The sequence below is a fragment of the Lactiplantibacillus xiangfangensis genome, assembly GCF_001438845.1.
Classification (GTDB): Bacteria; Bacillota; Bacilli; order Lactobacillales; family Lactobacillaceae; genus Lactiplantibacillus; species Lactiplantibacillus xiangfangensis.
Genome location: NZ_JQCL01000103.1, coordinates 166,417 through 189,554 on the forward strand (window position 1 = coordinate 166,417; position 23,138 = coordinate 189,554).

Below are 23,138 nucleotides of genomic sequence, written 5' to 3' on the forward strand. Positions count from 1 at the left end.
GCTTGATGAATATGATGAAGTATGAGTACCTGGTAAAATGTGGAAATCATTGAAAAAGCTCATGTTGTATATCTCCCTTAATTAATAATTTTTTAGGTTTAGCTTATTTGTTGAATAAACCCTTAAGTGCTGAAACTAAGCTCAAAACGAATGAATGGAATCCGCCGAATGGATCGTTTGAAACACTTGATGAATATGATGAAGTATGTGTACCTGGTAATACGTGTAAATCAGTAAAGAAACTCATAATTTTTGCCTCCTAATGGCGTTAAAAATTTGGATTTAGAATAAACCCTTAAGTGCTGAGATTAAGTTCAAAACGAATGAATGGAATCCACCGAAGATATCATTTGAAACGCTTGAAGAATATGATGCAGTGTGGGTACCTGGTAAAATATGAAAATCATTAAAGAAACTCATGTTGTTGCCCCCTTTTCTGATTAATACTTTTTTTAATTGATTTAGCCTTTTACGGCGTCAATCACATTGAAAACAAATTTACAAAAACATGAAGTGATTAATCGATTAAGCCATCATCATGTTAGATATTTTGATGGTCATGTTATTGAACTATCAGATTGAAGTTCTCATTCAATTTGTTCTTCCAACACATCATTGACTTGAAATATTTAAATAAATCGTTCAAGCCATTCAATCTTCATGTGAAACAAGTAACCTTGTTTACGGTTAAATAGTAACCAACCAGGCATACTTGCGTCAATAAAATAACTAATATTTGAATAAATACAGGGCAGTATCATATTCATCGGGCAAATATACACACTATGTACAAGTCACGCGTTTCACTATGATTTAAAAATAGCCCAATTTTGGCTTATTTTCGCATGTTTTAATGCACTTGAGCACCCTATATGACAGCGCTTAATCTACTGGTACTAAAGGGTTTTAATTTTACTGTTGCTGTCAGTAAAATGGTCTAAATTACTAATTAGCCATCTAATATCACTATTAATATTTTTTATTTTTTTAGACCAAAATACCCCCTTTTTTTGAAATAATTATTAATAATATTAATACAAAGTCATACTTCCTTCACAATTAGACAAAGTGTCAAACCCATCGTTTACCATGTAAGTACATTAAAAATTGCCAAAAAAGTCGACCATGATGACGCTTCCGTCACGGTCGACTTTTTTGTGTAACTCATCATAAATCTTTTGTTATTACCCGTGTTGATATTGCAAGCGATAAAAATCACGGTAACGGTCATGGGTCGCTATCAAGGTCTCATGATCGCCGTCCCCCGTAATTTGGCCGTCTTCCATAAATAGAATCCGAGGGTAGGCTTCAATCTGGTTGAGTCGGTGGACGATCGTAATCGTCGTTAATTCTGCTGGTAACGTCGCTAATAGCTGGGTCACCCGTTCCTGGTTCTGATTATCTAGGCTCGCCGTCGCTTCGTCTAAGATCAGCAGTGAAGGTTTACGAACTAAGGCCCGCACGATGGCAAGGCGTTGGCGCTGCCCACCAGAGACGTTTAAACCGCGTTCTCCGACGTCCGTATCCAACCCAGCTGGTAATTCATCTAACCAATCACCAAGCCCAACTTGGCCCAATAACGTCGTTAAACGTTCATCTGAGACCGGGGTTGTCGATCCAAGTAGTAAATTATCCCGCATCGTCCCGGGCATCAGATCAACTTCTTGGCTCACATACCCAATTTGGTCCCGAATCGACGGAATCGTATAGCTCGATACTGAGTGTCCGTTCACGTCTAGCGACCCGCTAGTTGGCTCGTAGTAAGCTTCTAGTAACGAAACTAAGGTCGTCTTCCCGCTCCCACTTTCACCGATTAAGGCAATCCGTTCACCACGGTTGATCTGTAAATCAATGTCTTTCAGGACCGGCTTATCAGCTTCATAGCCAAAGTTCACGTGGTCAAAGTTAACCGTGTCGATGGTACTTAACGTATCGCCACCTAACCGTTTGTCTTCAACCGGGCTATCCAAAATATCGTCAATCCGTTCAGTCGCACCAACCGTTTGTTGAACGGCGGTCACTAACCCCGTCACACTACTCAACGGCGAAATCATCTGAACCGCGTACATTAGAAACGCCACTAAACTCCCGATGGTCAGGGCCTTCGTCTGCACTAGGACCCCACCATAAACGATAATGACAAAAATGGCGCCTAGGAGCATGATATTTAAAATTGGGTTCAAAAATGAAATCAACTTAATCTGACGGACACTAAAGCCTTTGATCCGGTTGACCTGATCCGTCCCCTGTTGTTTCAGGGGCTTTTCAGCAACCATGGCTTTAACCAGTCGGTTCTGTGAAATCATTTGGACAGATGCACTATTCAAGTTGGCCGTCTCTTTTTGAATCGCCTTTGAAATCCGCGCCAAGACTTGGCCCATCGGTATAATGATGAGCGCCATCAACGGCACGACAATCAAAATAATGATCGTTAATTTGAAGTTTAACAAGAGCATCAAGGTCAACGACCCGATGATCGAGATAACCCCGTTAATGGCGTTTGAAAATTGACTGGAGATCAATTCAAAAATCGTTGACGTATCATTGACCACCCGACTAGACAATTCCCCAGTCCGGTTATGGTCAAAATACGGAATTGGTAAATCCACAATGTGTTCCCACAACGTACTCCGTAACTTGGATACCGCGTCAACCCCGGTATAGCTCAATAAAAAGCTCGACGCCACACTCGAAAAGAGTTGCACAATAATTACAACGGACAATTTTCCCAACAGTTGTCCAGACGTACCGTGATTAAACGCATCGATGAAGTCTTTCAGCATTAACGTAATGCCTAAACTACAAATCGTTGCTACGAAGGATAATAAGATACCTAAAATGAATAGCCCCTTCTTAGGACTAGCATTCGTCGTAATTAAGCGTAGTAGGTCCCTCGTGCCATACTTACGCTTAGGCGGTTGCTTAACCGCACTCGCTGCGTTACTCGCCATATGCTGCTACTCCCCTCATTGCCTGAATATCTGGCTGAACGACGTGGTCATTTCATTTTTGCCATACCTTGGCTTCAGAGAATTGACTACTGCGACCGTACGCCGCTTCACTCATTTCCGCTAATTGCTCTGGTTGCCGTAACAGTCCGAGAATCACCTTGCCTAATTCCACCAAATTGTTGGCCGGAATCAACCGCCCGTTTTGGCCATCTTCAATCATGTCGGATGGCCCGTATTTCACATCGTACGCCACCACTGGAACCCCGTGACTAAGCGCTTCAAGAATACCCAAGTTGAAACCTTCGTATTGACTTGTCAAGACCATCATCTGAGCCTGATCATAGACGGGCGCCAAATCGTGAACAAACCCTTTAAAACTAATAAAGGATTGCCACTGTTGCGAATTAACGAGGTTACGAAGCCGCTTTTCTTCCTTAAAGCCCGTCCAGGAGTCGCCATACCCGTAAATGTCTAACGTGACTTGCGGCAACTTCTCATGCACGTACGCAATGGCTTTAATCAGCTGGTCTAACTGCTTTTCGACTGACAAGCGGGCAACGGCAATCACTTTACCTGCCTGCCGCTTGCTAAAGTCTACCGGTTGCGCATCCAGCCGTTCATCACTAACACTGCCCACCGGAATCCCGATGGTTGGCACAATGTTATGGATATGGTTCGTCATATCATCACACTCAGCCTGAGTGGACATAATGAAACCATTCATCTGGTCAGCGTGATCGAGCCCAATTTGGGTATACGGCACGATTGGTGAATTGACCACGTCTAAAGGATCCAAGGTAAAGTTACTGTGCAAGAATTCGTACTTGCGCGCCGTAGTCGTCATTTCAACTAACGGGTGCATCCCCGCGTCACTACGGTCAACGATCATCGTCCCGTGCCCGCCAAATTCCGTGTTGATTGCATCCAAGAAGAAGGCCGTTAACTGATCCCAGTCTTCAAATTCATAGGTGTTCCCTTTAAAGTTGAGGACCCGTTGATGGGTCGCCACCGGTTCGTGGTGTTCATTGGGCCGGAAAAAAGTCTCCAAAACCGGTTGCTTCTTCGGATTCAGATGTTGCTCGAACACAATAATTTGATTTTCATCAAAATACTGCGCGACGGACAAGAATCCCCGCGTATCGTAGTAATCTCGGCGACTAACGGCATCCTGTGGATTTAAAATATCAACGTAATCAACGTTACCCTTTGGATTCAAAACGATCCGCTTGCGCCGCTGATTCCGTTGGATGACGTCAAATTCACGCGTATTGACCCGTACTAAGGTTTCCCCCTTAACGCGCGGATAGTTTGCCGCCGTCAGTGGGTCCCCTTCGTAATCGGTCGTTCCTTGAAAATAATCGTACATATTAACAACAAATTCATCATCAAGCCCGACTTGATGCATATTTTGATGCAAGTCGCGCACGTAATTACGCGTCACAATCATCGCCGGTACGCGGTGCTTCGTAAAGAGGCGTTGCCGGTTGATCATCGCCAGTTCGATGGCTGATGGTGTTGAATCAATTTTGCTCGTAATGAAAAAGTACATAACCTACGCCCTCATTTTTTATCATTCATGTGACAAACTTTCAACTGGATCCAACCGGGCAGCCATGTGTGCTGGCGCTAAGGCCGCTAATAAACTAATAACCACACTGACCGTCATTCCGCCTAGCATTGCAGTTCCAGAAATCCGCACAATTGGATACTTAATTAAACTATAGATAGCAGCGTTCCCCAGCACTTGCCATAACTGGCCAAAAATAATTCCCATAATTGCAGCTAACACCCCAATGGTCAGGGCTTCAGCAAAGAATAAGTGACTAATATCACGCTTACGGGCACCTAAGGCTCGTAAGACCCCGATTTCACGTGTCCGTTCAGACACACTGACATACAAGACCACGATAATCATGATGGCAGAAACTAATAACGCAATCCCCGCAACCCCGGTCAAGACGTTCGTTGCTAACCGGATGTAGGTGTTCAAGGAATCAATCAAGTCACCGATTCCAGTGTAGTTATACTGTTGCTTCTTATTGGAGCCCTTGATGGCCTTGATCTGATGTTCAACGGACTTAACATGACTCAACTTATCAATTTGTACAATGGCAAAGTTTGGCCGGTAAGTGACCTTCTTAGCGTTCACCATTGCTTTAGCCGTCTTAGGTGTCACAACGATGTTGGTATCGTTGCTGCTTGTGATCCCGCTAACTTTTAGCCGTTTCTTCACGGTCACGGACTTGTTATGCTTGTCGACCATGGCCAACTTAACCGTCACGCGTTTATTCAACGCTTGCTTGTACTTCTTTGTCCCAACTAGCTTCTTAGCGAGTTTCCGGCCAATCAAAACTTCATTAGTTCCGGGACGAGTCCCATTTTTAATGGTCTTGGCTAAAATGGTCTGATTATCCGTTTGTAAGCTAGCCGTAACCTTGTTCTTCTTATAACTAGTCTGGGTGCCCGCGTAGTAACCGAGTGTCGTGGATTTAACGTGCTTGATCTTGGCAATCTTGTTAATGTTTGCACTAGTAATTTGAGCATTCTTGGCCGCCGCCGTCGTTTCTTTATTGACCGCTGCCTTATAAGCCTTCGCCGTCTTCGCTTTGTCACGCGCTTTGGTGCTGACTTTGCCCGTCTTCTTACTAATCTGAACCGCCGTCGGGTTAACCTGCGACGTGATTTGGTGATTCATATAGTTTTGAATCCCAGACCCCAATCCAAGCATCACGACAATACTACTGATCCCGATTGACGAACCAAAGATAATCAACAGGTACCGTAACCACATCCGGCGCATATGCTGCATCGACATCTTAAACATTTGCCGAAAGCCTAGTACCCGGTAACGCGTAGGTTCCTTTTCAACTTCGTCAAACGGGGCCCCAATGACTAACTCATCGTGAATTTTCCCATCATCTAAATGCACAATGCGCGTCCCATAATCGGCAACTTCTTGTGAGTGGGTCACCGTGATGACTAACTTGCCTTCCGCAGCGATCGAATACAAGATATCCATGACATCCTGCGTATTTTCACTATCTAACGCTCCAGTCGGTTCATCGGCAATGATAATATCGGGGTCACTTGCCAGCGCCCGCGCAATCGCGACCCGTTGTTTTTGTCCCCCCGATAATTCATTTGGAAATTGGCGGGATTGCTTCTCCAAGCCAACGCGTTTTAGCAGTGCCTCACCCTGCTTCACCTGTTCGGCGTGTGAGATTCGCGTCATCTTCAATGAGAGTAAAACGTTATCCAAGACATTCAGATAACTAACTAAGTTGAAGTTTTGAAAAATGAACCCAACCGTTTCACGCCGATACCGGTCCATTTGACGTTCATTCATTGAACGTAACGATTTTCCGTCCAACAAAACGTCGCCATCATAATGATGATCCAAGCCCCCGATAATGTTCATCAATGTAGATTTACCACCACCAGACTCCCCGAGAATTGAAATAAATTCCCCGCGGTCAAAGTTTAGGTTAATACCTTTTAAAATCACGTTTTCCTCATGATTTAAGGTATAGGCTTTACGAATATCATGTAATTCTAAAAAGCTCATATATATGTACCTCCCGATTCTTTTTTGGAGAATACCCCAGAATACAGTTCCTCAGTAATAACTTTGCGATTTTTAGTGAATGATGTAAAGTGTTATCGAATACCAGGGGTAACTATTTATTAATCTAACAATTAGTATCTAAATCCCCGTGGTCACTGCTTATTGTTAGTAACAATCAACATAAACAAGTTGTGAATTTTCTTTGAAAATGCTTTCTCAGACCATTCAGATACCAGCAAAAGTACACCGGTTAATAAAGCGTTTTAGCTAACTAAACCCACACCTTCTTGCCAAACAAAAACCCGCCTTCAGGAAGTGATGTTTTCCTGAAGGCGGGTTCTTATGTTATCTGCTGTCAATTTTGAGCTATCATTCTGTTATTTAAAGAAACTCTTCTTGGCAACGATGCGATAAATGGCGTCACCAAGACCGGTTACAAACACGATCCCGAGGCCAACGTATTGGAGCCACGGGAGGCTATCTTTAATAGTAACAACCTGACTGCCGGCACCAAAGAGAATCAGGCCAAAAACAATCAGAATACTTTCAACTAAGTTCAACGTTCGCATGTTAACTTCTCCTCATCGACTCGGATTATTATTTCCATTATAACTGAAGTGACATCGTTTTGAAATCACCGCAACGATGCGTCACCCATTATCATCACGAGTGCAAGTAAGCAAAAAAACGCCGCTCGGACGCCACAAAAGCAATCCGAACGACGTTATTTTTTTATTTACTGTTAGTTTAGTCGTCTAAACGTGCAGTTAATTTCTTAGTTAATTCTTCGTAACCTGGCTTGCCAAGAAGAGCAAACATGTTGTTCTTGTAGGCTTCAACACCTGGTTGGTTGAATGGGTTGATCCCGTTCAAGTAACCAGAAATGGCAACGGCTGCTTCAAAGAAGTAGATCATGTAGCCAAGCGTGTAAGCGTCTTGTGAAGGAATGTTAACGACCATGTTAGGAACACCGCCATCAACGTGGGCCATAATAACCCCTTCAAAGGCCTTGGTGTTAACTTGGGCCATTGTCTTACCTTCAAGATACTTCAAGCCGTCAAGGTTTTCAGTTTCCTTAGGAACGTCAACGTCACTAGTGGCGTTTTCAACCTTAACAACAGTTTCCATCAAGTTACGACGACCTTCTTGGATGTATTGCCCCAAGGAGTGTAAGTCAGTCGTAAAGTTAGCTGATGATGGGTAGATACCCTTTTGGTCTTTCCCTTCGGATTCGCCCATTAATTGCTTCCACCATTCTGAGAACATCGCCATATTTGGTTCGTAGTTTTCAAGAATTTCAGTGGTGTAACCCTTCCGGTATAAAATGTTCCGGAAAGCAGCGTATTGGTAAGCTTCGTTCTTGCTTAAGTCGGCGTCAGAATATTCTGCGCGACCATCAGCAGCACCCTTCATCAATGCGTCGATGTCGGCACCGGAAACAGCGATTGGTAATAAACCAACTGGTGTTAAGACAGTGAAACGACCACCAACATCATCAGGGATAACGAATGATTCGTAGCCTTCAGCATCGGCTTCTTGCTTCAACGCACCACGTTTGCGGTCAGTTGTTGCGTAGATACGATCCTTGGCGCCTTCTTCACCATACTTGGCGATTAAGCGTTCCTTAAATACACGGAAAGCAATTGAAGGTTCAGTCGTGGTACCAGACTTCGAAATGATGTTAACAGAGAAGTCACGGTCACCAATCATGTGAATCAAATCGTTGACGTATGAAGATGAAATTGAGTTCCCAGCAAAGACAATTTGTGGGAATTTACGGTCTTCACGTGAAAGTGATGACCAGAAAGTTTCGTGTAAAAATTCAACGGCAGCGCGAGCACCTAGATATGAACCACCAATCCCGATTACGACTAAGACGTCAGAATCATTTTGAATCTTCTTTGCAGCGGACTTAATCCGAGCAAATTCTTCCTTATCATAGTCTACTGGTAAATCTAACCAGCCACGGAAATCTTTACCGGCGCCGGTACCTTCACGCAGCTCCTTGTCAGCAGCAGTGACCATAGCTTGCATTTCGCCAAGTTCGTTATCTTGAACAAACTTAGTTAAATTAGAGCTGTCAAATGAAATGTGTGCCATTTACTATTACCTCTTTCTATACGTATTTACAATTGATATTATACAATACGACCGAACCGAATGAAAAGCGCTTGCTCACTTTTTTCGTAAATTTTCGCAATTTATGTAAAAAATAAGTATTTTTATCATAAAAAAAAGACACGAATAAGTCATCATATCCGCGTCAATTCAACTTTTTAGGTTTATCATATTTTTTTATAAATGTAAAAGTAAAAGTTTTACTATGCTTTCATAAGTGATAATGCAATCCCACCGATGATCACTAAGATCGACCCGATGACGACGTACACCATTTCACGCTTCGTCTTATGCTCACCGAGCAAGAAGATACTCCCGAAGGTTGAAATAACGATTCCCATTTGTGACAGGGAGTACGCGATTGCTTGACCAATTTGAGCCATTGCCATGAACATGAACAAGTTACCGACACCCCAGACTAATCCAGTCACGATGTTGCGGTAAGTCGCACTTTCTTTCCATGGTTGTTCTTTGAACGACCAGATCAAGGCGCCAATCAGCATCCCGATTGCTTGTGGCATCACAACGGCTTGTGCGTTGACGTTCCCATAGTGGACTACGATGGTATAGCCAGCGTAACCGATAGTGGACAGAATCAATGCCCGGATACCGACACCCCAGTTTTCACTTCTACTGCGGTTAGGGTCACTACGGTCCGTTAACGATGTCAGGACAGCTCCGGCGATTAAAACAATCACTGAAATTGAACCGATCCAGTACATGTTCCCCTTCCATTCATTGAAGAGCAACACACCAGCCAAAGCGTTGGCCACTAATTGCATCCCCGTTGAAATCGGAGTCGTTCGTGAAATCCCAATCGCCTTCATAGACGTAAATTGTTGTCCCTGACCCACGCTCCAGAATAACCCAGAAACAATCCCGGTTACCCATACTGCGGTTGTCAAAGTTGGTTGTTCAAAAATCCAAAGGAGCAGACCAAAGACCAAGGCCCCCATCGTCATCCCAAGGGTCTGTTGCCGTGCAGAACCGCCTAAACGACCACTAATCAGGCCGATACTACCCCACGCAATTGCAGGAATCAGTGCAATTAGAATTCCCATTACTAATAATCCTCATTTCTATTTTTTCTCTCAATGCCTAACGACAAAAAATAATTCTAACAGTAAAGTAACCGTTTTACCAGTCATAATCAGCATTGCGTGGTTAAATATAATTATTTTTATATTTTCATGAATTCGCTTACTTATTGATAGGGACCGTTTTCAATTAATGAAAACGGTCCCTAAAATTAACGTTAAATTTTTTTTATTTTGCTTGTTTATTTAAACGAAAACGGCCTAGTTATCAAACGTTAGGACTAATACTTTCAAGTAATTACTTGCTAAGTAAGCTTTACGAGTGACAAAGTCTGCGGGCAAACGGAACGTGTCGCTGACCGTGTAAGTCCGGTCACTATCATCAAACGCAGCGCTGATTGCTTCTTGGAATTTCTTCATTGAGAAGTTGTTGGCGGTCGTTGCAACGATCATTTGACCATCGCGGCGAACTGCTGGCAACGCATTTTCCAAAAGCGCCGTTAAATCATTGGCAACTTGGAACTTTTGCTTCTTGACCCGGGCAAAGGTTGGTGCCGTTACGACCACAACGTCGTAGCTCAAACGGTGTTTAGCGGCGTAATCTAAGTAACTGTTCACGTCAATGGCCCGGATTTCCTGCTTGTCTGGGTCAATGTTGTTGACGGCTAACTGATCAGCTGTTGCGGCGGCACCCTTTTTATTCGTTTCAATCGAAATCGTCTTGGCAGCGCCAGCAACTGCGGCGGCGGCCGTAATCCCGTTTTCTTGACTAAAGAGGTTTAAGACCGTCTTCCCTTGTAATTCAGCACCAGCCATCCACTGACGAATTGGCCGCATGTCCAACAACAAGCCGGTCGTTAACTCGTCTTGCAAATGAACGGGGTAAGTCACGTCCCCTTCCGTAACTAATAATGGTTCGGGAGCAGCTTCACCAGTCACAAGCTGGCTCTTAAGGTTGGCTTCACCCACGTTAAACCGTAACTTTGCGTAAATCCCCTTGAACTGATGATCCGTAGCCGTTTCAAACGCAGCGTATAACATCTCACGTTGTTGGTAAATCCCCTGGGCATACCAAGTGAAGACGTAATAGTCTTGATAACGGTCAATCGTGACACCGCCAAGACCATCGCCATCAGCGTTAAATACCCGTTGTGGCAGGTTAGGATCAAAATTAGTCGACCGCCGAACAAGGGCCTGTTTGAATAGCTTCCGGAAATAATCCGTTGTTGGGGTTTCACTTTCGTCTCGGCTCAGCACCCAGCCAAGTTGGCGTCGGTGCTTGGCAACTAATGCATAACCCATAAATTGCGAGCTCGCCATCAGCGCTATGAATGAGCCGTCCGTTAACTTCATACTTGGATCTTTCAAGTCATCTTCTACTAATAACGGGTACCCGTCTTTGACTTTTCGTTGGGAATTACCTGTAATTTGTACTCTTTGCATTTTTTTCTCCTATTCGTTCTAAAACTTATCTAAAAAAGCGATAAATCGCTGTCTACAGCCACGTTAAGCGTACCATACTTGTCCCGGTATCGCTACGGAAACCCAGTCAAAACAAGTCACGGGCTACTAACCAGCAACCATCGCCGTTAGTAACCCGCTCATTGATTGGCAGGCTAATCCGCGTACGGACGCCCCCGCGTGTTAATTTTCACAAATCTTACTTGTCACACTTACAATTGATAATTGGTCTAATCCTCGACGATTGGTTTGTCAAATCCACTATCTGGGAAGGTAATCGTAAAGCAAGTCCCCTCACCGGCGACACTATCGACCTTGATTGTGCCCCCATGTTGTTGAACCAATTGATGTGAGATGGCTAATCCCAAGCCGGATTCACCGTACTTCGTATTTTTACGTGACGCATCCGCTTTATAGTAGCGTTCCCAAATATTTTTCACTTGTTCGGGAGTCATCCCAATTCCGTGATCCTGGACAGCAATTTCAACTGCGTGGTCCGTGCGGTGCGCCGTCACTTCAATCACGTTGTCCTGTGAGAACTGAATGGCGTTTTGCATAATATTAAACAACACCTGCACGAACCGGTCGTAATCGGCCCACACCGGTAACTCTTCCGGTACGGTCAGCTTAAACTGGTCCTCAGCCGCAGCGGCCTTCTTATCCAATTGCTCAACTAAGTTATGCAACACGGTGCTACCGTCAAAGTTCGTTTTATTCAACGCAATTTGTCCGGTGCGAATCTTTTCGTAGTCTAGATTTTCATTGACTAGTCGAATCAACCGTTTCGTTTCATTTTGCATCAGTTCAATCGAATGGGCCTTATCCTCTTCAGGAATGGCGTCATACGCCAAGCCTTCCAAGATCCCATTGATCGTCGTTAACGGTGTCCGCATTTCATGCGCAGCGTCGGCCATAAACTCGCGCCGCCGTTTTTCTTGACGCTTGATTTCTTCATCGGAAGCCCGTAAAGAACTCACCATGCCGTTGAAATCATCAGCTAGATCATCGATTTCATCCTTATGATTGCTTTCAACGTGAATATTAAAGTCCCCACTAGCAACGGAGTGCGTGGCATGTCGCAAGCGGTTGATTCGTCGGACCGAATACCGGGCTAAAATATAGCTGAGGAGTAGCGCCGCAACGCCAGAAACGAGCAACGCAATGAACAAGTTATTTTCAATCTGTTGTTCATTGGCCTGCAAAGTCTGTTCAAACGACCCAATCGAAATGGCCCCAACAAACTTGCGAACACCGTTATTTTTATAAAATAACGGGACCAAGACGTCGATGGTCCGTAACGCCGGTGTGTTTACCGGGCGGTCATGGCGCCGTGAGCGGAAAGTTACGTGTGGCGACTGCGTGATGGTTTTATTTTGCTTGAGCTTTTTCCAATCGCCAACCGAGATGTGCGGATCATAGATTGACCCACCTGGCACGGCAGCATCGCCAATGACCGTACTATTTGGATAAACCACCTTTTTGTTCGCGTCATACACAGAAAAGTGAATGTGCTGATCACGCAAGATTACCGTACCATCATTTAGAAATTGCTGATTAAATCCAACGACCTGATGCGTCTTGGTATTATACCGAATAGCTTCTTTTTCAATACTTGCGGCGTACTGTTGCAGTTGTTGCCACGAGTTTTGATAGATCATCGTCTTGGTCGTGCGAATAAACGCAAACCCCAAGACCACGACAACCGTAATAATGACGGCAAAAAAGGACAGCATTTGCTGATAAATCAGTTTCATTAATCCGTCACTCCACTATCATCAAACTTGTAACCGACCCCCCACACGGTCTGGATAATCTGGGGGCCAGCCTTTTCAATCTTTTGACGAAGTTTCTTAATGTGCGCGTCCACCGTCCGCTCGTCACCGTAGTATTCGTAGTCCCAAACGAGTTGCAGTAATTGTTCCCGTGAGAACACTTGCCGTGGTTTCTGGGCTAACGTCTTCAGTAGATCGAACTCCTTTGGCGTTAAGTCTTGAATCTGCTTATCAGCCAAGTAAGCCTCACGCGTCTTCGTATTGAGCTTAAAGTGGTCGGTCTGGACATCAAAATCACTGGCCGCATCACTTGGTTGTTCTTCCGGCACCGTCTTGCTGAGGTCAGCCCGGCGGTGAAGTGCTTTGATTCTCGCGATTAACGTAATGGGTGAAAAAGGCTTCGTGACGTAATCGTCAGCACCCATTTCTAATCCCAGCACTTGGTCACTTTCCGAGTCACGAGCCGTCAACATAATAATTGGTACAGTTGGGGAAACTTTGCGAATCTCTGCACTAACTTGCATGCCGTCCTTGCCTGGTAAATTCAGATCAAGGGTGACCATATCCCAGCCAGTCACATCCGTATTGAACATCTCAACGGCTTCGTTGCCATCGTAGGCGAAGTGCGCATCCCATTTTTCCTTCTTAAAAAACATTGCCATCATTTCTGAAACAGATTTATTATCTTCAATCATTAATAACTTCATTAACTGATTCCTCCAAGTCACTCGCTTATATTGATAAGCACGTTGGACGTCTTCGATAAGTTGCGTCCTGAACCTACTTATTATCATACCCCACTTCGGGCTAGTATTCAGGATAAGTATAACAACAAATTACTAACAAACCGTGCTAGATTTGTGAAAGAAATGTGTAAGCTTGGCCTCACTGTCCAGGCTTTCCAAAATTGATTCACTAATATAGTAGGAACCGGTCTTTCAAGGCGCCTTCAAAAAAATCGTTGATTTCTAATTAAAACACTTCTCAAGCCTAAATGCCTGAGAAGTGTTTGCTGGTACGGGCGGATATCCAAGCCCATTAATTTTTAAATGAATGAATTGGCGCGGGAATGTGACCCCCACGTTCAATGAAAGCTGCCGGTTGACTTGTATTCACCCGCATCACCGGTGCGCGACCGAATAGCCCACCAAACACCACTTCATCCCCAACGGCTTTCCCCGTTGCGGGAATGACGCGAACGGCCGTGGTCTTGTTATTGATCATCCCAATCGCCGCTTCATCGGCGATCATGCCGCTAATACTAGCAGCACTCGTATCACCGGGAACCGCAATCATGTCTAATCCAACCGAACACACCGCCGTCATGGCTTCTAACTTTTCAATGTTCAACCGGCCCGCACTGACGGCCCGAATCATCTCTGCGTCTTCTGACACGGGAATGAAGGCACCGGACAAGCCCCCAACGTGCTCACAGGCCATGACGCCACCCTTTTTGACAGCATCATTTAACAACGCCAACGCAGCGGTCGTTCCTGGTGCACCGACACTTTCCAATCCAATCTCTTCTAAGATTTCCGCAACCGAATCGCCCTCGTTAGGCGTTGGGGCCAAGGACAGGTCTACGATGCCAAACGGGACGTGCAGTCGCTGAGCCGCAATTGTTCCGACAAATTGGCCCATGCGTGTCACCTTGAAAGCCGTCTTTTTAATCTGTTCAGAGACCACGTCGATCGACGCGCCCCGAACTTGCTCCAATGCCCGCTTGACCACTCCGGGACCACTGATACCGACGTTGATGACCCGGTCCGCTTCACCGACACCGTGAAAGGCCCCCGCCATAAACGGGTTGTCATCCACCGCGTTAGCAAAAACGACGAGGCTCATACAGTTCACCGGGTCGTCGGCAGCAATTTGCTTAATAATCCGACCCATCTCACCGACCGCATCCAGGTTAATACCGGCACGCGTCGAACCCACGTTGACCGAACTGCAAACGCGACTCGTTTCTGCTAACGCTTGCGGAATCGAGGCAATCAATTTACGGTCGCCACTCTGATAACCTTTTTGAACAAGCGCGGAAAAACCGCCAATCAAATCGACACCCAGTTCACGAGCGGCTTTTTCCATGGTTAACGCGTAGGCTACGTAGTTATCATCGCCACTCGCCGCGGCAACGAGCGCAATCGGGGTGACGGCGATCCGCTTATTAATGATTGGAATCCCATATTCCGCTTGAATCTGATCCGCAACCTTCACTAAGTCCTTCGCACTGGTCGTAATCTTGTCATAGATTTTTTGCCGTGCGGTCGCACCATCACTATCGATACAGTCAAATAGCGAGATTCCCATCGTAATGGTCCGAATGTCTAAGTTTTCTTCAGCAACCATTTGAATCGTTTCTAAAATTGATTGACTTTCCATGCGGACCCCCTACAATTTTTGAATGGCGTCGAAAACGGCCTGGCGCTGAATTCGGATCGTCAACCCAGTCTCATTTTCCAACCGTCCCAAAGCACCCTGTGCATCAGCGAAGCTCAGTTGCTGGTCGTCCCATTCGCCAGACAACATCATCGTAAAATTATGGTCCATCAACGTTTGTGACATATCCACAATGTTAATCTTCAGTTCTGCCAACTGATTTGCAACTTTAGCAACGATCCCTACTTGGTCCTGTCCCACTACCGTAATAATTGCCTTCATCATTGGTCCCTCCAAATTCTGCTGTACTGGTCTTGATGTCCATATAATAGCATGAGTTTACTGAAAACGCATCCGTTACCCTACCCTAAGCCTTCATGAGAATAATAAGAGATTACTCAGAAACGTAGGGTCACCCCAGAAACTTTGTTATAATGAAAAACGCTTGTTAATTTTCAGAAACGAAAGGGTGGCAGTCTTGACGCAACAACATCATTTACGGGGCGTTATTCTAGCGAGTATCGCCTGTATTCTATGGGGAATCTCAGGGGTCGCGGCGAGCACCCTCTTCATCAGCAACCCGCACTTAACGGCCATCTGGCTGACGGAAGTTCGGATGATCAGTGCTGGCCTTATTTTGCTTATCTGGGGACAGTTAGCGGGCAAACACCCGTTAGCCATTTGGAAACAACCCCGCACAGCTTGGCAGGTTGTTAGCTACGGTTTACTGGGACTCATCCCAGTACAATGGTGCTACTTCGAAGCCGTTCGGGTTGGTAATGCCCCGATTGCAACCATTATTCAGTTCTTGGGACCATTCATTATTACATTTTACTTTCTATTTTTTAAACACGTTATTCCTAAACGCATTGAAGTCGTCGGCATGGTCATGGCCTTCGTCGGCACGCTACTCATCGTGACACACGGTCACCTTAATAGCTTGGCCATCTCACCGGTGATTCTGTTTTGGGGTGGTCTGTCAGCAATCGGGGTTGCGACTAATACCTTGATTCCACGGTCAATCTTGCCAAAATTTGGCGCCCTTTCCGTTACTGGCTGGGGATTACTGGTTGCCGGATTGTTCTTAACGCTATTTCAACCGATGTGGCGCGTTCATCTCACCGTCAACGCGTTTCAAATTGCCCTACTCATGGTGATCATCATTTTCGGTACCGTGGTGCCCTTTTTGATGTTTGCCCACAGTTTAAGCTATATTTTGCCGACAACGGCCAGCCTACTAGATGCCTTTGAACCATTGGCCGCAACGATCTTTTCCGTGCTCTTCCTGAACGTTCAGCTCACGAGCTTCGACTTGACTGGTGGGTTGTTAATTATTTTGGCTGTCATGGCGTTATCGTTGAACATGCATAAGATTCTGCTGCGTTTTCATCGCCGTCGCACGGATTCATAAACATAATAGTTGGCACGGTATAACAGCTATGCTAAACTAGTAGTGTTGAATTTGGGGGTGTTCTGGATTCGACAGGTATAGTTTGAGTTCGGATTGCGTTTCGTGCATGCATCACGTTAAAATGCCCAGTTTATTATAACTGCAAAAAATAATAACAATTCTTACGCTTTAGCTGCTTAATAGGCGCTTAACGTAGATCCTCCCAGGATCGTCCATGTCCTGGATCTGGGTCCTAAATTTAGTGGACTTACGCTCAATGCTTCCACCTGGAGCAACGAGAAGAGACTAATCAGGTTAGCTGTTGCTGAGTGCCCTGACATACGGCGTTTGTAACGGCGAAATTCAAATAGTATGAATATGAGCGTAGATATTCGAAGGGCAATATGCTTGGACGCGAGTTCGACTCTCGCCACCTCCATAATAGTTAGTCACCAACCAGAACTGGTGCGAAGAAATGCCGTGATTGCGGCATTTCTTTTTTTGTCTTAAAAACTGACCATCCGTGCTTGACTGTAACGTTACGGTACACCTTATACTGAAGCCATCACGTTGTCATCAAGATAAGGAGTATAACAATGAGCAAAGAAAACGACGCACTAACTAAAAAAATTATTGGCCTAGAAAAAGATGCCTTGAATAAATGGTTCAAAGGAGACACTTCCGGTTACCTTAACATTTGGTCCAAGGAAAACTTTTCTTACTTTGACAGTTTTAAAGCGCAACGGATCGATACTTACACACAAATTAAGCAGTTCGTCCTAGCAAATGTTGAGGGCAAATTATTCGCAGATAGCTACGAATTTAAAGCGCCTCGTGTTCAAGCTAGCGATGACATGGCCGTTTTGACCTACCAACTCTTTGCGGACACGTCCCTAAACGAGATGCGTTACAACTGTATCGAAGTTTACCAACGGGAAGACAATGATTGGAAAGTGATTCACTCCACTTGGTCAGTCATTCGCCCCATGGATATGAACTTTGAACCAAACAAAACGCTCGTTTAATCGATCGTTCAAAATCATCTCGAAAAACAAAAAGAATCGCCCAGAAACCAAATTGTACCTTTACTTGGTTTCTGGGCGATTTTCCTTTATTGGTGCCCTTTTTTACTAGCTAAATTTACAACAAGGACGATGACGAAAATGATTCCGCCATTTTCCATACCAATTAAGGAATCCGAAAACTGTGCATTTTGACTGTAAACCGTGAATAAATAGCCTAAAACACCGGCTAACACGGCACCTGATAAAACGAACTTAAAGTGCCTGTCCAACCGTTGTCACCTCACTAGACAGATTCACAGCATCGTTCAAATTTTGTTAAACTTCCAAACGAGCAATTAGAGCGGACACCGGGTAGCATGGGTGTTATAGTAACGATGAATATCAGCAATTGGTATTCACTCCGCAGATTTTCGTACGTTCCCAGCAGTTTTTTTCACCAAACCCGTGTCCCACGCGGCCAAGCCAGTACGCTTGACCGCTTTTTTATTTGCAACTATTATCTCAAATATATATTAAAAGCCCCAGTGAAGAACACCATTTCTGCCTTCACTGAGACTTTCTTAATCTGATGACACGTTACCCGCTAAATAGATAACCGTTGGCGACTGAATCCAACTTGCACGAGTACGCGATAAATTAATGGTACTAGGATAAAGCAAGCGACTGAATTGATTGTTGCAGCTAGGAGACTCGTAAGTGAACCAATCATTGCCACTTGCAACGTGGTCCCCACCATCAGCTCAATCACACCCGTCAACCAAGACGTCACGATTTTCGTTAATCCAGCTACCAATGAGACCCAGTAAAGCTTGACTAGTTGATCTTCCGTATTGCCAACGGACCGGTAGCTCCAACTCACCATGGCAGCCAAGATAATGGCCTCAATCACGGTTAACCAGGCTGTTGCCGCGTACCCGTTCAGCATATCAAATAAACCTAAACCAATTGCACCGGCTGCGGCCCCGTAACCAAAGCCTAAGAACATGACGGCAACCACCGTTAAAATGTTACCAAAGTGAATAAACGGACGCCCCACAACTGCGGGGAGCGGAATTCGAATCACGCTAATCCCAATAAAAATAATAGCGGCAAACAAGCCTGCAAATACTAACTTCTTTAACTGTTCTGATCTTCCCATTTGTTTTCCATCCCTCTTTCGCCATTGGCTTTTTAATCATTTTTTAATGTAATTACTATTCTAATCCCATTTGTACTAAATGAGAAGGCCGAATTATTGTTTTGAACTTGAAAATTCAACAACTCTAGCACTGGCCCGCTGATTCGCGTCAATCGCCTGAGCAACTGCTAGTAAATCATAGGCTGCCCGTGGCATCTGATAGTGGTGGCAGAACAAGTAATAGCCAAGGTCAACGGCAATTTGCCGTGAGACCGTGACACTATCCCCACTCACTTTCGGTCGGTGTCCAGCACGCATCACTAACCGTTTTAACACCACGTCTTCGCGAATCTCTTGATTAGCGCTTGCAAGCATCAGCTGGGTTTTTAGTTGTGTGTTATTCGCCCGTGTTTCCCAAAACTTTGCCTTAACCATCCTACTCAACTCCGTTCACTTACTCGGCTATATCATAGGAGTTTGCGCAGAAGTTCGCAACGGAACACACCCCGAAAAACACCGCCTTATCAGGGTGTTCAGCGTTTTTACAAAATAACTTATATACCTAAGCCCACTGTTCACTTGATAAATACTCGCAACCACTTTCCTAAGTTAATTTAAATTAATTTTATTCACGATTAAATTTATATCAACTCATTACTTTAGTTACCAAGCCTCACCGGGTTCCATGGCCCACATTGTTCGGTGATAAGGCCCGTCTTCTTCTGAATAGTAGGCGTTGATTAATTGTCCCATCTTGACCTGCGAATTTGAAAATTCACGGTACGCAGGAACTAGCCCGTTTAAAGCAGAAGGTGTCGTCGCCGTAAACTTATACAATCGAACTTGCCGGTTGGCTAACGCCCCTTTGCCCCGAATTTCAGCCATAAATTCAAATGGTCGTTTCGCCTGGTTGGACTTCACAACAATTGTCAACGGCTGACGGTCATTGATAATGTGATAGTTGTACTTGACCCCCGGGTTATGCTCTAACGCATCAGCGGGGGCCTTTATATAGGCTAAATAGTACATTGCCAGCAACCCCACCTGATCCTGTGTCGTTATATAAGACTGACTCTTAGGCACCAGTGTTCGGACATACGCCGGATCACGATTGACCCGGGGTTCACGATAACGCGTGTCTTCAGATTGACTGGTCGTAGTCGTTGCTGAAGATTTGCCCTGACTAGCTGATGAGGCCGCCGTTGCCTGCTGGGCCGTATTCGAACCAGTCACCGGCCAAACGCTTCTAGTAATCGGGCGCCTCGTGCCGACGACCATCAGGCGGCCTTGAAAACTACCAATTGTCAGAACCGTTCCCATTAAAATTGTGCCAATCATCAGGCCTAACTGGTTTTTCAAAATCTGTTGGCCTAGCTGCCTAGGTGTGGCTGACAGATCAATAATTACGGCGTTTTCCGCCAAAGCAGTTAATTCATAAAGTTGTTGCGCTACGAGCCGTTCTAACCAAAGTCTGCCGCCAAATGCAACGGTGCCCACGCCCCAGGTCAATGCTAGCCACAGCTGAGCGTGAGGCGTAAGGTCCAAGACGTCCAATAATTGTGCGGCAACTAAAATCCCAGCGACTATCACGACACCCCAGCCGATTCGAGCAACCAGGTCCAACCGGCGGAGTTGTGCCGACTTGCGAATTTCACTCTCAAAAAAGGCCCGCCGACTCCGCCGAATTTGTAGCGGCGTCATCGTCTTGTGGTAAGTCCCCTGAAAATCAATAAGTCGCGATTGCCACTGAACCGTTCGAATCCAAAAATAGCCAATTATGGCGATACAAACGACAATTCCAAACCACAACCATAGCTGCATTTTTCCGCCTTCCTTCATGAATTATTGCAATCATACCACGATGATGAAAAAAGGATTGAGCCCAGCTCAACCCTTTTTTCGTTCTTAATGGCGATCGTTATCGCGTAGCCCAAATAGTAAGACTAAAATACCAACAATTAGTGCCCCAACGAATACCATAAAGATTCCTGGGATTTTAATACCGGCACCCATCAACGCACCAACTAAGAATGGTCCGATGGTTGCACCGATTCGCCCAATCGACTGTGCAAAGCCCATCCCCATACCGCGAGCGTCAACGGCAAACTGTCCAGGCGTAAAGGCAATCATAATGCCCCAAGCCCCCAACGTAAAGAATGACAGCCACGCACCACTAATTAAGATCATCATTGCACTAGTGGCCAGTCCAAACGCCGCCGCACTGAGCATGGTTCCCATAAGGTAAACGGCTAACAAGGCTTTCCGTGGGACCTTGCCCATTAACCACGCAGCAAGATAGTATCCTGGTAACTGCGCCAGACTCATCAAAACGGTATAGCCAAAGCCATGCACGATAGAAAAGCCCCGTAATACGAGTACGCTTGGTAGCCATAAAAACATGCCATAATAGGCAAACATAATGACAAACCATAGAACACTCAAACAAATCGTTGCACGCCGGTACTCAACTGAGAACACTTGACGTAAAGCCGCCCCAAATGGCCGTTGATTAGACCGTTCTGCCGGTGCTTCTTCTGGTAAGTGACGACGAACTAATAACGCGTATAACCCCATTAGCGCGGTGATCAGCACCGTCATCCGCCAACCAAACTTTGGCATCACTAAAAATGATAACAGTGACGCTATGATCCAACCAAACGCCCAAAAACTATCGACCAATACGAGCATCCGTGAACGCTTAGTCCCCGTGAAGTTGTCCGCAATAATGGTTGCCGCTACTGGCAACTCACCACCTAGTCCAATCCCCGTGATAAACCGCACGGCGATAAACCAACCAACACTTGGTGTCACGGTCAATAATAAATTTCCAACTGAAAATAGCAGTAACGTCCCGATTAAAACGGGCTTTCGACCAACTTTGTCCGCTAAATAGCCACAAACTAAAGCCCCAATCATCATTCCCAGTGATGTTACCGCACTAACGGCCCCCAATTCACCAGCTGTCAGATGCCAACTCTGTTTAATGACTGGCATAATAAATGATAATAATGCAACGTCCAGCGCATCAAATAACCATGCTGTCCCAATCAGCATTAAGAGCTTATTGCCCTTCACTTTCATTATTGCAATCCCCCATCAATTGTCCTAAATAACAGCGCCGTTATATTTTAGGTATTTTATACCTTTAAGGTGCAACAAGGTTACCATGTGAACTAATCAACTGTCAACTACCCGTTTTTTAACCGGTAGACTCGCGCCGGTCGCCCAGAACCGCTATGCCGGTCAAATCCAACGGCTTCAAATAAATGCCCGTGGGTCTTGCGAAAGTTTGAATTGTCAATTTGATTAACAGACTCCCGTCTAAGAAGCGCGTATAATTCCCGGGCTTGTTTCAAAGTGAACGCGTCACCTAGCACCCTTAAAATCGTTGGGGCATAATCAAGGCGGTTGCGAACGCGTTGCAACGCCGTCCGGACGATCAGTCCGTGATCAGCTGCCAGCATTCCTTCAGTCCACTCCTGTTGGTAAAAAGTAGTTGGGCTTAAATCATCGGCAACCCCAGTAAACGTCAACGTCCCAGCAACGAGGTCGTCTTGTTGCTCCCGTGGCGTGACCGCAAACCATCGGACGTCTCTGGCACCGTAACCGGGAACTAGTTCCGGTTTAACTGGCAAGTAGACCATGTACGTCAACGCAAGCGTCCGCTCATCCGGTACACGCGCAACGTTGGTAAAGGTACCGAGTTGTTCCGGTTTTAGCCGTTTTAAGCCAACGCCCAACTTCTCTTTTACTAACCGTGACGCTGCCATATCAGCACTTTCATCCACTCGCAACGCCGTCGTCGGTAAGCCCCACGCACCGGCAAAGGGGGCCGCACTCCGTTGCAACAATAAGATGAGTAATTGCTTCGTCACCTGATCAAAACTAAAAATAACGTTCGTAATACTGACCAGCGGCCGTTCAATAACTTGTTTGGTGGTCATCTTAGAATTCCTCCTACAAAAAGGCCACGACAAATTTGTCGTGGCCGCTCATTTTTTAGTTCATTTGTTGCAACGCTTGAACCATCCAGCCATTAATGGCAGATTTTTCAATAATTGCTTTTTTGATTTCCCAAACGTCGGCTTTAATATAGCGTTGTCGGGCGGCCATGAGCGGGATGTTATGAACAACCTCTTGGCCTTTGTTAATTGTAACGCGCATCACATTACATCCTTTCCTAATGCTCAGGAAATTTGTAAATTATTCTGTGTATTTAATACTGGGGCAAGTATGTGATACTAAAAATATATTTATTCAAAATCCGAGATCCTATAATACTGGCTTGAAGTCAGCATTGCCTCAAACCAAGGTATAACTTTA

At 45.3% G+C, this 23,138-nt stretch carries 20 protein-coding genes and 1 other RNA gene; 3 read left to right on the forward strand and 18 right to left on the reverse strand.

Annotated features, from left to right (window positions below):
* Nucleotides 1–1,184 precede the first annotated feature (1,184 nt).
* The 11 genes from IV64_RS13405 to IV64_RS13455 form a co-directional block, all read right to left on the reverse strand.
* Nucleotides 1,185–2,951, reverse strand: coding sequence for an ABC transporter ATP-binding protein (locus IV64_RS13405; protein WP_057707816.1), 1,767 nt, complete (start codon nt 2,949–2,951; stop codon nt 1,185–1,187).
* 52 nt (nt 2,952–3,003) lie between these two features.
* The gene (locus IV64_RS13410) at nt 3,004–4,500 is read right to left on the reverse strand and encodes a glycosyltransferase (RefSeq protein ID WP_083491671.1); all 1,497 of its coding nucleotides are present in this window, start codon (nt 4,498–4,500) and stop codon (nt 3,004–3,006) included.
* Nucleotides 4,501–4,521: 21 nt separating this feature from the next.
* Nucleotides 4,522–6,516 carry an ABC transporter ATP-binding protein/permease gene (locus IV64_RS13415; protein ID WP_057707818.1) on the reverse strand — a complete coding sequence of 665 codons (1,995 nt, stop codon included), beginning with the start codon at nt 6,514–6,516 and terminating at the stop codon, nt 4,522–4,524.
* A 377-nt stretch (nt 6,517–6,893) separates the two neighbouring features.
* A complete protein-coding gene (locus IV64_RS13420; RefSeq protein WP_057707820.1) occupies nt 6,894–7,085 on the reverse strand; it encodes a hypothetical protein in 192 nt (63 codons plus the stop codon).
* 178 nt (nt 7,086–7,263) lie between these two features.
* The gene (locus IV64_RS13425; RefSeq protein WP_057707822.1) at nt 7,264–8,616 is read right to left on the reverse strand and encodes a glucose-6-phosphate isomerase; all 1,353 of its coding nucleotides are present in this window, start codon (nt 8,614–8,616) and stop codon (nt 7,264–7,266) included.
* A 221-nt stretch (nt 8,617–8,837) separates the two neighbouring features.
* Nucleotides 8,838–9,695 (reverse strand): GRP family sugar transporter, encoded by an 858-nt coding sequence (locus IV64_RS13430; RefSeq protein WP_057707824.1) that lies wholly within the window; start codon nt 9,693–9,695, stop codon nt 8,838–8,840.
* 237 nt (nt 9,696–9,932) lie between these two features.
* The gene (locus tag IV64_RS13435) at nt 9,933–11,114 is read right to left on the reverse strand and encodes a class I SAM-dependent methyltransferase (protein ID WP_057707826.1); all 1,182 of its coding nucleotides are present in this window, start codon (nt 11,112–11,114) and stop codon (nt 9,933–9,935) included.
* A 248-nt stretch (nt 11,115–11,362) separates the two neighbouring features.
* A complete protein-coding gene (locus tag IV64_RS13440) occupies nt 11,363–12,886 on the reverse strand; it encodes a sensor histidine kinase (RefSeq protein WP_057707828.1) in 1,524 nt (507 codons plus the stop codon).
* Nucleotides 12,886–13,611 carry a response regulator transcription factor gene (locus IV64_RS13445; protein WP_057707830.1) on the reverse strand — a complete coding sequence of 242 codons (726 nt, stop codon included), beginning with the start codon at nt 13,609–13,611 and terminating at the stop codon, nt 12,886–12,888. Before IV64_RS13445 ends, IV64_RS13440 begins: the two co-directional genes overlap by 1 nt.
* Nucleotides 13,612–13,942: 331 nt before the next feature.
* Nucleotides 13,943–15,286 carry a PFL family protein gene (locus tag IV64_RS13450; protein ID WP_057707832.1) on the reverse strand — a complete coding sequence of 448 codons (1,344 nt, stop codon included), beginning with the start codon at nt 15,284–15,286 and terminating at the stop codon, nt 13,943–13,945.
* Nucleotides 15,287–15,295: 9 nt separating this feature from the next.
* Nucleotides 15,296–15,565: an ACT domain-containing protein gene (locus tag IV64_RS13455; protein WP_057707834.1), complete on the reverse strand. Its 270-nt coding sequence runs from the start codon at nt 15,563–15,565 to the stop codon at nt 15,296–15,298.
* Between the two features lie 196 nt (nt 15,566–15,761).
* Here IV64_RS13455 and IV64_RS13460 point away from each other — a divergent pair, with 196 nt between their 5' ends.
* The 3 genes from IV64_RS13460 to IV64_RS13465 all read left to right on the forward strand — a co-directional run bounded on the left by IV64_RS13460 (nt 15,762) and on the right by IV64_RS13465 (nt 17,698).
* Nucleotides 15,762–16,694 (forward strand): DMT family transporter, encoded by a 933-nt coding sequence (locus tag IV64_RS13460; RefSeq protein ID WP_057707836.1) that lies wholly within the window; start codon nt 15,762–15,764, stop codon nt 16,692–16,694.
* A gap of 53 nt (nt 16,695–16,747) precedes the next feature.
* Nucleotides 16,748–17,115: a transfer-messenger RNA gene (gene ssrA / locus IV64_RS14225) on the forward strand.
* Nucleotides 17,116–17,269: 154 nt separating this feature from the next.
* Entirely contained in the window at nt 17,270–17,698 is a 429-nt protein-coding gene (locus tag IV64_RS13465) for a nuclear transport factor 2 family protein (protein ID WP_057707837.1), read from the forward strand.
* Between the two features lie 86 nt (nt 17,699–17,784).
* On the opposite strand, the gene IV64_RS13470 is transcribed toward IV64_RS13465, so the two are convergent.
* The 7 genes from IV64_RS13470 to IV64_RS14590 all read right to left on the reverse strand — a co-directional run bounded on the left by IV64_RS13470 (nt 17,785) and on the right by IV64_RS14590 (nt 22,979).
* Nucleotides 17,785–17,967, reverse strand: a complete 183-nt coding sequence (locus IV64_RS13470; protein ID WP_057707841.1) for a hypothetical protein — start codon at nt 17,965–17,967, stop codon at nt 17,785–17,787.
* A 314-nt stretch (nt 17,968–18,281) separates the two neighbouring features.
* Entirely contained in the window at nt 18,282–18,836 is a 555-nt protein-coding gene (locus IV64_RS13475; RefSeq protein WP_057707843.1) for an ECF transporter S component, read from the reverse strand.
* A 93-nt stretch (nt 18,837–18,929) separates the two neighbouring features.
* A complete protein-coding gene (locus IV64_RS13480; protein WP_057707845.1) occupies nt 18,930–19,250 on the reverse strand; it encodes a hypothetical protein in 321 nt (106 codons plus the stop codon).
* A gap of 228 nt (nt 19,251–19,478) precedes the next feature.
* A complete protein-coding gene (locus tag IV64_RS13485) occupies nt 19,479–20,636 on the reverse strand; it encodes a hypothetical protein (protein WP_057707847.1) in 1,158 nt (385 codons plus the stop codon).
* Nucleotides 20,637–20,720: 84 nt separating this feature from the next.
* Entirely contained in the window at nt 20,721–21,896 is a 1,176-nt protein-coding gene (locus tag IV64_RS13490) for an MFS transporter (RefSeq protein ID WP_057707849.1), read from the reverse strand.
* Between the two features lie 107 nt (nt 21,897–22,003).
* Entirely contained in the window at nt 22,004–22,759 is a 756-nt protein-coding gene (locus tag IV64_RS13495; protein ID WP_057707852.1) for an NUDIX hydrolase, read from the reverse strand.
* Between the two features lie 55 nt (nt 22,760–22,814).
* Complete coding sequence (locus tag IV64_RS14590) at nt 22,815–22,979, reverse strand: hypothetical protein (protein WP_157061193.1); 165 nt, start codon at nt 22,977–22,979, stop codon at nt 22,815–22,817.
* Nucleotides 22,980–23,138: the final 159 nt, after the last annotated feature.